Source organism: Amycolatopsis rifamycinica, assembly GCF_000695625.1.
Classification (GTDB): Bacteria; Actinomycetota; Actinomycetes; order Mycobacteriales; family Pseudonocardiaceae; genus Amycolatopsis; species Amycolatopsis rifamycinica.
Genome location: NZ_JMQI01000002.1, coordinates 63,134 through 75,975, shown reverse-complemented (window position 1 = coordinate 75,975; position 12,842 = coordinate 63,134). Strand labels below are relative to the sequence as shown.

At 70.6% G+C, this 12,842-nt stretch carries 14 protein-coding genes and 1 pseudogene; 6 read left to right on the top strand and 9 right to left on the bottom strand.

Annotated features, from left to right (window positions below; translation table 11 throughout):
* Positions 1-11: 11 nt before the first annotated feature.
* Together DV20_RS01220 and DV20_RS01215 are read left to right on the top strand one after the other, a co-directional pair.
* Complete coding sequence (locus DV20_RS01220; RefSeq protein ID WP_043775502.1) at positions 12-731, top strand: hypothetical protein; 720 nt, start codon at positions 12-14, stop codon at positions 729-731.
* A 27-nt stretch (positions 732-758) separates the two neighbouring features.
* Entirely contained in the window at positions 759-2,192 is a 1,434-nt protein-coding gene (locus DV20_RS01215) for an alpha/beta hydrolase (RefSeq protein WP_043775500.1), read from the top strand.
* A 51-nt stretch (positions 2,193-2,243) separates the two neighbouring features.
* Here the strand turns inward: DV20_RS01215 and DV20_RS46060 are convergent, their stop codons facing one another.
* Together DV20_RS46060 and DV20_RS47240 are read right to left on the bottom strand one after the other, a co-directional pair.
* Positions 2,244-2,540, bottom strand: a complete 297-nt coding sequence (locus DV20_RS46060) for a hypothetical protein (RefSeq protein ID WP_051735743.1) — start codon at positions 2,538-2,540, stop codon at positions 2,244-2,246.
* The gene (locus tag DV20_RS47240; RefSeq protein WP_407638305.1) at positions 2,540-2,995 is read right to left on the bottom strand and encodes an NAD(P)-binding domain-containing protein; all 456 of its coding nucleotides are present in this window, start codon (positions 2,993-2,995) and stop codon (positions 2,540-2,542) included. Before DV20_RS47240 ends, DV20_RS46060 begins: the two co-directional genes overlap by 1 nt.
* A gap of 53 nt (positions 2,996-3,048) precedes the next feature.
* Between DV20_RS47240 and DV20_RS01205 the strand changes: the two are divergent.
* The 3 genes and pseudogenes from DV20_RS01205 to DV20_RS01195 form a co-directional block, all read left to right on the top strand.
* A pseudogene (locus DV20_RS01205) lies at positions 3,049-3,369 on the top strand (hypothetical protein); the annotation flags it as partial.
* Complete coding sequence (locus tag DV20_RS01200; protein ID WP_043775496.1) at positions 3,351-3,548, top strand: type 2 periplasmic-binding domain-containing protein; 198 nt, start codon at positions 3,351-3,353, stop codon at positions 3,546-3,548. The pseudogene DV20_RS01205 and the gene DV20_RS01200, both read left to right, overlap by 19 nt.
* Positions 3,549-3,644: 96 nt before the next feature.
* The gene (locus DV20_RS01195) at positions 3,645-4,046 is read left to right on the top strand and encodes an ATP-binding protein (RefSeq protein ID WP_043775493.1); all 402 of its coding nucleotides are present in this window, start codon (positions 3,645-3,647) and stop codon (positions 4,044-4,046) included.
* 242 nt (positions 4,047-4,288) lie between these two features.
* On the opposite strand, the gene DV20_RS01190 is transcribed toward DV20_RS01195, so the two are convergent.
* The 5 genes from DV20_RS01190 to DV20_RS01170 form a co-directional block, all read right to left on the bottom strand.
* The gene (locus DV20_RS01190) at positions 4,289-4,960 is read right to left on the bottom strand and encodes a fasciclin domain-containing protein (RefSeq protein ID WP_043775678.1); all 672 of its coding nucleotides are present in this window, start codon (positions 4,958-4,960) and stop codon (positions 4,289-4,291) included.
* 112 nt (positions 4,961-5,072) lie between these two features.
* The gene (locus DV20_RS01185; RefSeq protein ID WP_235190675.1) at positions 5,073-6,656 is read right to left on the bottom strand and encodes a molybdopterin-dependent oxidoreductase; all 1,584 of its coding nucleotides are present in this window, start codon (positions 6,654-6,656) and stop codon (positions 5,073-5,075) included.
* Between the two features lie 86 nt (positions 6,657-6,742).
* Positions 6,743-8,071, bottom strand: coding sequence for a 4-hydroxybenzoate 3-monooxygenase (locus tag DV20_RS01180; protein WP_235190674.1), 1,329 nt, complete (start codon positions 8,069-8,071; stop codon positions 6,743-6,745).
* Positions 7,975-8,751, bottom strand: a complete 777-nt coding sequence (locus DV20_RS01175; protein WP_043775492.1) for a helix-turn-helix domain-containing protein — start codon at positions 8,749-8,751, stop codon at positions 7,975-7,977. Before DV20_RS01175 ends, DV20_RS01180 begins: the two co-directional genes overlap by 97 nt.
* Positions 8,752-8,839: 88 nt before the next feature.
* On the bottom strand, positions 8,840-9,733 hold the full coding sequence (locus tag DV20_RS01170) for a carbon-nitrogen hydrolase family protein (protein WP_051735741.1): 894 nt from the start codon (positions 9,731-9,733) through the stop codon (positions 8,840-8,842).
* Between the two features lie 509 nt (positions 9,734-10,242).
* On the opposite strand from DV20_RS01170, the gene DV20_RS01165 reads away from it, so the two are divergent.
* Positions 10,243-10,827 carry a methyltransferase family protein gene (locus tag DV20_RS01165; protein ID WP_043775488.1) on the top strand — a complete coding sequence of 195 codons (585 nt, stop codon included), beginning with the start codon at positions 10,243-10,245 and terminating at the stop codon, positions 10,825-10,827.
* Here the strand turns inward: DV20_RS01165 and DV20_RS01160 are convergent.
* Both DV20_RS01160 and DV20_RS01155 read right to left on the bottom strand, forming a co-directional pair.
* Complete coding sequence (locus tag DV20_RS01160) at positions 10,776-11,867, bottom strand: amidohydrolase family protein (protein WP_235190673.1); 1,092 nt, start codon at positions 11,865-11,867, stop codon at positions 10,776-10,778. The two genes, DV20_RS01165 and DV20_RS01160, sit on opposite strands and share 52 nt — an antisense overlap.
* A gap of 82 nt (positions 11,868-11,949) precedes the next feature.
* Positions 11,950-12,834, bottom strand: a complete 885-nt coding sequence (locus DV20_RS01155; RefSeq protein ID WP_043775668.1) for an alpha/beta fold hydrolase — start codon at positions 12,832-12,834, stop codon at positions 11,950-11,952.
* Positions 12,835-12,842 lie beyond the last annotated feature (8 nt).

Below are 12,842 nucleotides of genomic sequence, written 5' to 3'. Positions count from 1 at the left end.
GAGGAGGAACCATGTCGACGATCGCTCGCGGCGAGCTGATCCAGCTCTTCCGGAACCGGCTCGTGCTGGTCACCGCCCTGGTGCTGCCGGCAGCGCTCAGCGCGTTCTTCATCGCCCGGCACGACGTCTTCACCGAGGTGGGGAGCCTCGGCTACATCGCGACGCTGACCTTGTTCTTCGTGCTGGGCATCGGCCTCTACACCACGACGGTGACGACGCTGGCCGCCCGCCGCCAGAACCTGTTCCTCAAGCGGCTGCGCTCGACCGCGGCCGGTGACGCCGGGATCCTCGGCGGGCTGCTGCTGCCGGTCACCGCGATCGCGGTGGTCCAGATCGCCGTGCTGTTCGCGGTGCTGGCCGTGGTCACCGGAGAGCCGGCGAACCCGCTGCTGCTGGCCGCCGCCGTCGTGGCCGGCGTGGTGATGATGCTCGCGCTGGGCCTGGCCACGGCCGGGCTGACGAACTCGCCGGAACACGCGCAGGTGACCACCCTGCCGATCAGCGTCGGCGTGATCGCGGTGGCCGGCTGGGTCGGCCTCACCGGCACCGGCGAGCTCACGCTGCTCAAGCGCCTGCTGCCCGGCGGTTCGGCGGCCGAGCTGGTGCTCGACGCGTGGAACGGCGGCCGCCCGGTCGCCGATTCGCTGGTCCTCTTCGCCCCCACTCTCGCCTGGGTCTTCGTCGCGGTCGTGCTGGCGGCGCGGCTCTTCCGCTGGGAACCGCGCCGCTGAAAGCGGGGCGAACGAAAGGAAATTCCGATGCGTAAAGCCTTGCTGGCCGTCGCGATCGCCGTGCTCGGCGCGACGACCGTCGTCCCCGCGGCCTCCGCCGCACCGGGCACCTTGGTCTGGGGGCCGTGCCCGGCGGGGGCGTTCCCGACGCCGGATCTGCAGTGCACGACCCTGAAGGTCCCGCTGGACTACCGGGCGCCGGGCGGGCGGACGATCGACGTCGCCGTGTCGCGCCTGCCGAGCAAAAACCCGGAGAAACGGCGGGGCGTGCTGCTGACCAACCCGGGCGGCCCCGGCGGCGGTGGCCTGGACTACCCGCAGCTGCTGAAGCTCGTGCGGCTGCCCCAAGAAGTGCTCGACTCCTACGACATCATCGGGTTCGACCCGCGCGGGGTCGCGCACAGCACCCCGGTGACGTGCGACCTGACGCCGGAACAGATCGCGGTCGGCAACCTGCCGTACGCGAACGGCCCGGCCGACGTCGTGAAGCAAGCCGCGATCGCGAAGCGGGAAGCCGAGCAGTGCGCCGGGTCGAAGACCGGATCGATGCTGCCGTACGTCACCACCGCGAACACCGCGCGGGACATGGACCGCATCCGGACGGCGCTCGGCGAGCCGAAGGTGTCGTTCCTGGGCGCGTCCTACGGGACTTACCTGGGCGCGGTGTACACGACGCTGTTCCCCGAGCGCAGCGACCGGATTGTCCTCGACAGCAACCTCGGGCCGGGCGGCTACGACGTCGACGCGATGCGCGGCTTCGGGCGGGGCATGGAGGACCGGTTCCCCGACTTCGCGGCCTTCGCGGCGAAGCACCCGGAGTACGGGCTCGGCACCACCCCTTCGCAGGTGACGGCCAAGTTCCACGAACTGGCCGCGCGGCTGGACCGCGCGCCCGTCGAGGGCGTCACCGGCTCGGTCTTCCGTGGCCTGACATTCGAGGGCTTGTACGTGACGGACCTGGCGCAACTGGCCGAGGACTGGCAAGGGCTCGACCAGGGCCGGGCTCCGAAGCCGCCGGAGGCGCCGGTGACCGGGGTGGAAAACCTGCTGGCGTCCCGGTTCGCCGTGATCTGCGGCGACTCGGCGTGGCCGCGCTCGATCGCGAGCTACCAGCTGGACGTCGCCGTCGACCGGATCCGCTACCCGCTGCTCGGCGCGGCGAGCGCGAACATCGCGGCGTGCGCCTACTGGGCCCCGCCGGCCGAGCCGCGGGTGCGGATCACCGGCCACGGCCCGGCGAACGTGCTGATGGTGCAGAACCAGCGTGACCCGGGCACGCCGCTGTCCGGGGCCCGCAAGCTGCGCGCGGCGTTCGGCGAGCGCGCCCGGATGATCACGATCGACCAGGGCGGGCACGGGGCCTACCTGTTCACGCCCGGCAAGTGCGGGAACTCGCTCGTGACCGAGTACCTGGTGAGCGGGAAGCGGCCGGACGACACCTTCTGCCCCGCGGAAAGCTGACCGTGGGCGACGGCGCCACCCCGCTTCCTGGGGTGGCACCGTCGCTTCGGATCAGCCGGAGACGAACCGGAAACGCGAAGCCGCAAGCCGGTGCAGTCTCGCCGCGGCGCGGTTGAGGGCCACGACATCCGGGAGGAACGCCTCGTCCGGCTCCCAGGTGCCCACGATCGCCAGGATCGCCTCGCGCCGCACCCTTGACGCGGCGTGGTCGGCGGTCGCCAGTGCCTTGTGGAGCTGTTCGACGGTCAACTCCGTGCAGTAGGCCGGCGTTGCCATCTGGATGCGCCAGCTGTCCTCGGCGCCGCCCGCGTCGACCGGATCGAATCCGGTGTCGTCGACCAGTCCCATCACCAGCTGCTTGTCGGCGGCACGGCTGCCGGTGACGGGTACCGCGAGCCGATCCGCGGCACCCTTCGGGCGGCTCCGGCCGGCCAGAGTCGTCTCGACGAGGGAGTTCCAGGCGCGGACGACCGGGCGGCCGAGCTTCCGCTCGATCCAGGCACCCTCGGATTCGCCGTCGTCGATTCCGCGGATACGGCCGTCGGCCGGAGGTCCGGCACGCGGCTGAACGGAATGGCCGTGATGAGCGCGTCGACGTCGCGGGTGACCTCGTCGAGGGTGACCGCGACGGCACCCGACTCGGCCGCCGGCTCGCTCATACTCGCCGGTCCGCGCGTGTTCGCCACCCGCACAACGTGGCCGGCCGCGCTCAGCTTGCGGGTGAGAGTGGCTCCGATCTTGCCGGCGCCGATGATGCCGATCCTCAACGTCCTGCCCTTTCCGGTTCTGGTCCCCCTCCCCACCAGGCTGGCGACCGCGGGGTGGCTCGCGCGATGACGAAGAAGTCCAGCTCGAGCGGCGGCTCGGCACCTCGCTCTTCGAGCGGACCAGCCGCCAGGTGAAAGTGACCGAGGCCGGACGGGTGTTCGCGACGGAGGCGCGGATCACCCTGCGCTCCCTCGACCGAGCCATCCGCCGGACCCGACAGGCCGGCCGCGGCGTGCTGCGCGTCGCGACCGCACCGGGCACGGGTTCGGGTGTGCTGCGCGAGATGGTCCGCGCCTACCTCGCGCGCTTCGGTCGCGACACCGTCGAACTGGTCTTCACCCGGGACCAGACCGTCGGCGCGACCGGGCCTACAGCGCCGCGCTTCCCGCCGTGGGGCTGGACTCCCTGATCGACCTGGTGGCCACCGGGCAGCTGGTCGCGGTCGTCGGCGACAGTGTCGTGGACCGGCTCGGAGGGCACGTCACCGCTGTGCCGGTGACCGGAATCGCTCCCCATGACGTCCTGCTGGCCTGGCCCTCCGACTCGCACGACCCCCGCATCGCGAATTTCGTGAGCCTGGCCGGCTAACCAGCCACTGAAGTTGTCCTGACCGTGCACCAATCCCCACGGGGCGCCGGCCCGAACCAGCAACCGGGTAGGTCTCGAGGGAAGGCTGGTTCAGTCATGGATTTCGACCAGGAGCTCGCCGCGGCGGCCGAAACGACGGTCGCGTTGGGGGGACGCCCGGATCTTCGCCGGGTGCGGTCACAGGTCGCCGAGGCGCTGGCTTCCGGTTCGTGCCCCGGCGGCGTCCTGCTGGTGATCGACGAACTGGTCGGCAACGCCTACGAGCACGCCACCGCGGTCCGCGAACTGCACGTCACCCGCACCGCCGGGCACCTGCTGATCGAAGTCGGCGATCGCGATCCGGACCTCACATCGGTGCGAGCGTGCCTGCCGGGATCCGGCCGCTACGGGCTCCGGCTGGTGGACCAGCTGACCCTGGACTGGGGTGTGCGCGCCGACCACGACGGCAAGGTGGTGTGGGCGCTCGTGCCACTCACGGACTTTCCGGTCGGCCCTTGAGCGCGTGGCCGGTCGTCGCCACCACCCTGGAGTGATCCGGCGGTGGCGACGACCGGCAGGACACCGCCGCTTCGGTGCCCCCCGGCGGCGGAACTCCGGCAACCCGCCGCCAGAACGAGATCGCCGGCCGGACCCCGATCCGGGGCCGGCCGGCGAAGAGGGCGGCCGCCTGACTCCGGGAGGCAGTGGAGCCGAGACGGCCGCGCGGTGCCGGGTCACCCGTCGGCGACCGGGCGTCGGTGTTACTTGTTGGTGCCCGGGGTCAGCACCTTGTCGATCACGAAGACGGTGGCGTTCTTCGTGGGAATGTTGCCGCACAGGATCTTCGCGCCGTTGACGGTCATGTTCTCGCCCGAGCCCTCGATCTTCAGCGGCCCGCCCGCGGTGTTCAGGGACTCCAGCGAACCGGCCGAGGCGAGGCCCTTGGCGTCGTAGCGCTTGCCGACCACGTGGTACTGCAGAATCGGCGACAACTCGGCGGGCTTGCCGGCCAGCTCGTTGAACTTGGCGTCACCGAGGGCGGCGAACGCCGGGTCCGCCGGCGCGAAGACCGTGATGGCCTCCTGGCTGTTGAGCGTGTCGACCAGGTTGGTGGCCTTGACCGCCGCCACCAGCTTGGTCAGCAGCGGGTTGGTCGACGCGGCCGAAGCGACCGGCTGCGGACCCATCGAGTCCAGCGAACCGGGCGCGGAACCCTGCGGCAGCTGCGAACACGCCGGCCCGAACACGTCGGCGTTGGTGGTCACGCCGGAACCGCCGGCGGCCATGCTCGACGACGGCGCGGCCATCGACGACGACGGCGCGGGGGCGCTGCTGGAGCTCCCGGAGGAAGCGGTGTCGTTGCCGCCGCAGGCGGTCAGGGTCAGCGCGGCAGCCGCGGTCAGGCCAATACCGGCGATACGAAGGTTACGCACGAAAATCACTCCAATTGATTACGCGGCTGAGGCCACCGAATCGGTGAGAACCTCTTGTTGCCAGTAATTCGGCACCCGGCGGGAACCGGATTGGTCGATCGGGAAGAAAATCTCAGGCAGCGGTGAAGGTGACGTTGTGCCAGCCGGTTGCCCCGTCCGGGACGGTTCCGGCGCGCATGTCGGTCTGGGTGTAGCCGGACTTGTCGGTGGCCCGGCAGAACACCTGGTGCACCCCCGCGGACAGGTCGACCTCGGTCCACCACATCCGCCACGTGTTCGAGTTGACCTCCTGCGACAGCGTGGCCGGCTGCCACGGCCCCTGATCCACCCGGACTTCGACCTTCTCGATTCCGGTGTGCTGCGCCCACGCCACTCCCGCGACGCGCACTTTCCCCTTCCGGACGTTCGCGAACCCGCGGTGGGAATCGATCCGGGATTCGGTCTTGATCGGCGCCTCCCGGGCCCAGCTGCGTTTGAGCCAGTAGGCCTGACGGGCGTCCCAGGTGGTGACCTCGATGTCGGTGACCCATTTCGTCGCCGACACGTACCCGTACAGACCGGGGGTGACCAATCGGGCCGGGAAACCGTGTTCCAGCGGCAGCGGCTCGCCGTTCATCCCGATCGCGAGCATCGCCCCGCGGCCGCGGTCCTGCGCCGCCGCGACCGGCGTGCCGGAGGTCCAGCCGTCCACGCTGGTGCAGAACAGCTGCTCGGCACCGGGTTTCACGCCGGCTTCGGCGAGCAGGTCGGCCAGGTCGACGCCGATGAAGTTCGACGTCGACACGTAGTCGCCGCCGACCTCGTTGGACACGCAGGTCATCGTCACCGTCCGCTCGACCAGCGGCCGGTTGCGGATGTCGTTGTAGCTGTAGCGGATTTCGCGGTCGACCATGCCGTGCAGGCGCAGGCTCCAGTCCTCGGTCCGCACCTGCGGCACCGACAGGGCGGTGTCGACGCGGTAGAACTTGCCGTTCGGGGTCAGGAACGGCGGAGTGCCGAGTTTCGCGAAGTCCGCGTCGGCCGGGATCATCGGCGCGGTGCGTGCCGGGACCAGCTTGCCCACCGCTTCCCGGGACGCCGTCGCGTCGCGCGACGAGCTGATCAGCCGGCCGCCGAGGCCGGCCGCGCCGGCGCCGGCGACGACTCCGGCGCCGCTGAGCAGGAACGCCCGCCGGGAAGTGCCGGTCTTCCCGCCGGAATCCGCGTCCCGCCGGACGCGCGGGGCGATCCGGTGCAGGAGCAGGAAAACGGCGATGCCGACGACCAGGCTGGCGAGCGGCGCGAGCAGTGCCACCGCGGTCAGGTCCGGTCGCTCGAAGACGGCGAAGGCGCCGACCAGGCCGAACAGGGCGATGAGGACGGCGCCGGGCACCGGTGACCGTCGCGAAAGGACACCCGCGAGCGCGGCGACACCCACCATGACCAGGGCCATGCTGCCCAGCAGCACCAGCTTGTCGTAGGTGCCGAAGGTGCGGACGGCGAAGTCCTTCAGCTCGACCGGGGTGAGGTCGATGGCGCCGTTGCCCACGGCGAGGTAGGGAGAGGCGTTGATGCTGATGAACCCGGCGACCAGATGCCCCGCGGCGAGCGCGGCGGCGAGGGCGAGGATCCCGGTGAACGCGGCCGCGAAGAACCGCAGCCGCGGCCGCGATGGCGAGGCGGGCTGGTCGGGTTGCTTCTCGATCGTCGCGGTCATGACCGGTATTCGGGGTGGCTTCCCGCACGGACAGGTCGCGTGACCTTACCGAGACCTGCGTCACCCGTTCGGCAACCTACGCGGGGTCAGTTCTCCGGCGTGCGTGGCCGGAGGAGGTTTTCCAGGTTCGCTCGCGCGACGTGCTTGAGGAACTCTCCGCGGTAGGTGGGGTCACCGGAGTCGTGCATCGTGTCGGTCATCGAGACCGCGGCTGCCTGGCGTTCCCAGGTGTGGGTCAAGCAGGTGTCCGAGTAGCTCTCCAGCAGGTTCCCCTCGCCTTCCTCGACCTGGTGGATGATCGCTTGGGCGAGTTTCTCCGCGTCGTGCAGGGCGAGGCTCATCCCCTCCGCACTCATCGGGGAAATCAAGTGCGCCGCGTCGCCGAGGAGGTGGAGCCGGCCATAGCTCATCGGGCTGAACACCACGCCGCGCAGCGGCACGACCTGCCTGCTGACGATCGGGCCACTCGGCACGGATCCGCCGAACCGCGTTGCGAGCTCGCTCCAGACGCGTTCGTCCGGCCAGTCCTCGACGGTGTCGGTGACCGGGCACTGCAGGTACACGCGGCTCGCGTTCGGGCCGCGGGTGATTCGTGCGGCGAAGCCGCGGGAATGCACCGCCATCACGGCCGGCGGATCGGCGGGCACCTCCGTCATGACGGTCAGCCAGGCGTAGCCGAACTCGTGGGTGTGGCAGGTGAGGAAGCCATCGGGGATGGCTGTCCTGGTGACGCCCTGGTGACCGTCGCTACCGGCGACGAAGTCGCAGCCGATCACCGTGGTCGAGCCGGCGGCGTCCCGGTAGCGCACCCGGGGATGCCCGGTGTCGAGACCGTCCAGGGAGATGTCCTCGGCATCGAAACGAAGGTCGCCACCGTCACGCAGGAAGATCCTGATCAGGTTCCGGACCAGGATCTGCTGGGGGAGGAAGGCACCTTCGGCGTCCTCGTAGTCGTCCATCTGCCATTCCCGCTCTTCGCCGTCGACGATCAGCGGCATCGACTCGTCGGAAGAATCGTGACTGGGCCCTTCGACTGCCTCTCCTGCTCCCCATTCGCGCAGCACGCGCACGCCGCGGCCGTCGAGCGCCCCGGCCCGTTGCCGGTTCTCGACGTACTCGCGGCTGTGCTTTTCCAAGATGACGCACCGGATTCCGCTGCGCAGTAGGAAGGTACCGAGCGCGAGCCCGGCGACTCCGCCGCCCACGACGACCACGGTGGTGTTTTCTTCTGTTCGAGTCATGATCACCACTGTGGCCGGGCCGGCGATGGCCGTCCACCGATAACCCGACGGGCGATAACGGAAACCCGCCAATTCTTCTATGCGCCGCGGTCGCGCAGGCCGGCCTGGTAGCGCCCGGGGGTTTGCCCGACGACGGCGGTGAACGCTTCGATGAAGGTCGACGGGTTCGACCACCCGCAGGTGATCGCGGTGTCGGTGACGGAGTCGCCGTCGGTGAGCCGGATGAGGGCGTGGTGGATGCGCAGGATGGTGCGCCAGCGGTGGAAGCTCATGCCGAGGTCGGTGTGGAACAGGCGGCTGAGGGTGCGTTCGCTCGTCCCGGCGGCCCGCCCCAGTTCGGCCAGGGTCGTGTTCCGGCCGGGATCGGCGTGCAGGAGGCCGGTCGCGGCGCGCAGCCGATCGTCGCGCGGCTCGGGCAGGTGGAAGGACTGCTCGGGAAGCTCGCCGAGTTCGTCGAGCACCACCGCGCGCAGCCGCCGGTCGGCGTCGGCGGATTTCGCCCGGTCGCCGGTCAGCGCCAGAATGCCCTCGCGCAACAGCGGCGACACCGCGAACACGCAGGGGTGCTCGGCCAGGTCGCCGCACTCGTCGGCGGGGACGGCGAGGATGCGGGCGTCGGTCCGGCCGTAGAAGCGGTGCGAGTGCTCGAAACCCGGCGGTGTCCAGGTGATCCGGTCGGCGGGGGCGATCCAGGTCCCGTACTCGGTCGTGGTGGTGAAGGCCCCGGCGGCCGCGTACACCAGCTGCCCGTCGCGGTGGGAATGGCTTTCGAGGTGATAACCGTGCGGGAGCCAGCCCGCGCCTTGCGGCGTCCGCTCGTCCGGCAGCGCGGAAGGTTGGCGGGTTTTCGGCATCGGACGCCAGCTTACTGCGGCACGGGAGAGTTTCTCTCGAGAGGTTGTCATGACTTGGATTGAGCAGTGCGGTCACAGAAGCAGCGCCTCAGAACGCGGTGTGAGTGTCGCTTCGTGGGTCTCCGTGCACGACGCGGTGTTCGTAGAGACCTGCTCTGGCTGTGCGGCGCCAGGGCCGGGCGAGCCGGAGGGCCAAGTCGATGTCGGCGTCCGGCGTGTCGCGATCGAGGTCCGCGACAGTTAGGCCGGGTCGCCCGTTGTCGTTGCCGCGTCCGATCCACCGGCCGCCGGGCGCGACGATGCCGGCCGGGGCCGTCGCGCTGAACTGGGCCGGGACGGAGTAGCCCACCCAGTAGCTGTAGAGCGTGCCGTACGCCTGGGCCACCACCGATCTCGGCGCGTCGTCGACCATCACCGAGACCAGGACGCAGTCGACGTCCAGCGCTTCGTACTCGGCGAACAGTTCGGGGAAGTTGACCTCGATGCAGAGCGCGCACCCGAACCGGAAACCGTCGACCTCGAACACCAGCGGCGCCACTCCCGGCGTGTACAGGTAGCTGATCTCCGTGTGCGACAGGTACCGCTTGTCGTAGCGGCCGGCCAGCTCACCTCGGTCGGAAACCACGTACAGGCTGTTGTGCGGGCGGTTCGCCCCGGACAACCGGTGGATCGAGCCGAACACCGTCCAGATGCCGAGTTCGCCCGCGAGATCCGCGACGGCCTCGGCCTCTTCCCGCATGACGTCCCAAGCGGCACGTGACCAGTCCGCCTCGGCCGGCTCCCCCGCGCCGCCGCTGGACACCGCGTACTTGCCGGGGTAGGTGATCGCGCCTTCCGGGAACTGCACGAGCCGGGCACCCGCGGCGGCGGCCTCCCTCACCAGACCGCGGATCTCCGCTCCGCTGGCCCGAAGAGCGTCCCGATCCGCCGGGTCCTCGGGCACCGTGCTCTGCGCGACCGCCAACCGCAGTGTCTGGTTCATTCGGCCAGCTTGGCAGACCGGGCGGCTGGAAACCCTCGACCAAGGCGACCGCCTGCTCGTAGTCCCCGTCGCGGAATGCCCGCGACGGCAGGACGAAATGCACGTAGCCGAGGTCGTGGTGGCCGATGGTGATGACGTGGTGGTACGGCTCCTTCAGCTGGGGGAAGCTGTTCTCCAGGTGCGGCCAACTGCTCGACGCACAGCTCTCGCACCCTCGCGCAGGCTTCCGCGAAGCTCACCCGGCTCATCACGACATCATGCCGACAGCCGGGCCGTCACCACGCCGAAGCAGACGCCGTCGGCTCGGCCCGCCGGACGGGACGGTCATGAGCCGCGGCGATGCCGTGCAGCGCCACCAGGACGGCGCCGGCGCTCACGTCGTCGCGGATGGCGCTCGCGCGTCGGGAAATGGCGGTACAGCGTGCCCGTGCCGACTCCGGCCATGCGGGCGAAGTCGGCGAAGCGCAGCGCGTAGCCGCGCGCGGCGGGTCCGGTGTGACAATGCCGCTGTGCTCGCACCCTTTGCAGAACTGCCGGACGTGGCCCGGGTCGTCCTGGTCGTCAGCGCCGGTGCCTTCGTGACGGGCGAACTGGTGCAGGCGTTCCGCACGCGTCGGGGCGCGAAACTCGTCGATGTCCGCGCGGAGCTCGTCTTCAGGGTGATGTTCTTCGGCGCGATCCTGCTGTGGCCGATCGGCCGCGCGGTGTACCCGGCGGCCGGGATCGGCGGGGCGTGGCCATTCCCGCTCGGGATCGTGATCGGGTGGCTCGGCCTGCTCCTGCGCTGGTGGTCCTTCGCCAGCCTGGGGCGGTACTTCACCGTGACGGTCCGGACGAGTGAAGATCAGGTCGTCGTGGACCGTGGTCCCTACCGGGTTCTGCGCCATCCGAGCTACACCGGCCTGCTGCTCGTCTTTTCCGGCGGCGGCCTGATCGCGGACAACTGGGTCAGTGCCGCGGGCGCCGGTGCGGTGGTCCTGGCCGCCCTGATCCACCGCCTTCGCATCGAGGAACGCGCCCTCGAAGCGGCCCTGGGCGAGCGCTACCGGCAGTTCGCCGAGCACCGGGCTCGGCTCGTGCCCTTCGTGTGGTGAGCCGGAATTCCGAGCCCGCCGTCGTGACCACAGCCGGTCAGCCGTTCCCAGTTGCCGGATCCGATGGCGGCCTTCTCCTCCTCGGTGAAGGGCGCGTTCTCGAGGAACGACCTGGCGACGCCGCCGCTGGTGTCCAGGTACGGGAAGCCGCCGGGGCGGGTGCCGAAGGTGTACGGGTAGTCGGTCGAGTAGAGCATGCGGTCGGTGCCGACGACCTCGGCGGTCCAGCGCAGGTAGCGCTCGCTGACCGTCCCGCTGCCGGCCACCCAGAAGTTCTGGCGGAAGTAGTCGGCCAAGGGCCGCTCCAACCCGGCCATGTCCCGCAGGAAGCCGACGTGGTCGAGGTAGAACAGGACGACCTCGCCCCAGTGCCCGGCGATCACCTGCAGTTCCGGGTGGCGGTCGAACACCCCGGAGAAGATCATCCGCAGGTACTGCACGCCCAGGTCGTAGTACCAGCCCAGACCGGCGGTCGCCAAGGCCGCCCCCACCCCGTTGGGCAGTCCCGAGTAATACGCCTCCTGGACCGCCCGCACCGGCGCCTGGGGGTGGAAGTGCAGGGGGACGCGAAGCCGTTCGGCGGCTGCGTAGAGGTCGTCGAACTCCGGCGCGTCGGCCAGTTTGCCGCCGGTGCGCCCGTACAGCATCGCGCCGCGGAAGCCGAGTCCGGTGACCGCGCGCTCCAGCTCGTCGGCGGCGGCTTCGGGCGAGGACGTCGGGATGGCGGCCAACGCCTGGAACCGCGAGGGATGGGCGTCGACGACCGCGGCGAGCGCGTCATTGGCCTCGCGCGCGACGCGCACGGCATCGGACGGCGGGAGGTTCTGGACCCCGGGCGTGGCCAGTGACAGCACCGCGACGTCGATGCCCTGCTCGTCCATGTCGGCCAAGCGTCCGTCGCCGACGTCGCGCAGCCGCCGGGTGACCGGGTGGTCGTCGGGGTAGCCGTGCGGCCGGACTCCCGCCGCCGTCCACGCGTCGAGCAGGACGGGCAGGACCACGTGTTCCTCGAGACCGACGATCCGCAGCTTGTCGGGCATGTCAGCAGCTCCTCCACGGCGTTTCCAACGATACTGAGCAAACCTTATCACTGGAAACATCAGTGGAAGCAACTTTTCGATATCACTGATACGAGGTCGACGGGTCGGCGGCGAGGAACGGCGTCAGGACGCCGAGCAGTTCCCGGGGCCGGTCCAGCGGGATGATGTGGCCGCAGTCCTCGATGAGGTGGCCGGTGAGGTCGTCGGCGATCGGACGCAGCTGCCGCTCCAGTGCGCGGCCGACCGGGTGGGCGCCGATGGCCATCGTGGGCGTGGTGAGGCGCCCACCGGCCACGGCCTCGCCGATCTGCCGCGCGCTGACCGGCAGGGCGCGGTAGTGGGAAAAGGCGCAGCGCAGGGCGTCGCGTCCGGTGTAGGCGCCGGCGAAGGCGTCGCGGACTTCCGGCGGTACGCCCCGGCCGTGGGTGCCCGCGGCGAGGAACCAGTCCAGGTACTGCCCTTCGTGTCCGATCAGGACCGTTTCCGCCAGGCCGGGAACGGAGTGGAACCCGAACCACCACGGCGGCCCGCCGTCGAGGAAGTCCTCGGCGCCCGGCAGTGACCCCAGCAGCGACTCCATCACGACGAGCCGCCGGACCAGGTCCGGCCGCCGCATGGCGAGCAGGAAGGCGACCGGAGTGCCGGCGTCGATGGCGACCACGGCGGCACCGGGTTCGCCGAGGGCGTCGAGGAGGCCTTCGGCGTCCGCGGCCAGCGTGCCCGCGTCGTAGCCCTGCGCCGCGCGGGCGCTGGCGCCGAGCCCGCGCAGATCCGGGGCGATGACCCGGTGGTGGCCGGCCAGGGGGCCGATGATCTCGATCCAGAGCCGCCAGGTGTGCGGAAAACCGTGCAGCAGCAGGACGGCCGGGCCGGTGCCCGCCACCGCCACGTTGACTCGGATGCCGTTGGTGCTGATCTGCCGCAGCACGATCTCGGCGCTGGATCCTGCGGGTGAGGTGCCGGGCACGTCGCCTC

Bases quoted from the DNA above. Each gene is read 5' to 3' on its own strand.
- DV20_RS01220 (WP_043775502.1), top strand. From the start codon at position 12: ATGTCGACGATCGCTCGCGGCGAGCTGATCCAGCTCTTCCGGAACCGG.
- DV20_RS01215 (WP_043775500.1), top strand. From the start codon at position 759: ATGCGTAAAGCCTTGCTGGCCGTCGCGATCGCCGTGCTCGGCGCGACG.
- DV20_RS46060 (WP_051735743.1), bottom strand. From the start codon at position 2,540: ATGGGACTGGTCGACGACACCGGATTCGATCCGGTCGACGCGGGCGGC.
- DV20_RS01195 (WP_043775493.1), top strand. From the start codon at position 3,645: ATGGATTTCGACCAGGAGCTCGCCGCGGCGGCCGAAACGACGGTCGCG.
- DV20_RS01185 (WP_235190675.1), bottom strand. From the start codon at position 6,656: ATGACCGCGACGATCGAGAAGCAACCCGACCAGCCCGCCTCGCCATCG.
- DV20_RS01175 (WP_043775492.1), bottom strand. From the start codon at position 8,751: ATGCCGAAAACCCGCCAACCTTCCGCGCTGCCGGACGAGCGGACGCCG.
- DV20_RS01170 (WP_051735741.1), bottom strand. From the start codon at position 9,733: ATGAACCAGACACTGCGGTTGGCGGTCGCGCAGAGCACGGTGCCCGAG.
- DV20_RS01160 (WP_235190673.1), bottom strand. From the start codon at position 11,867: ATGCCCGACAAGCTGCGGATCGTCGGTCTCGAGGAACACGTGGTCCTG.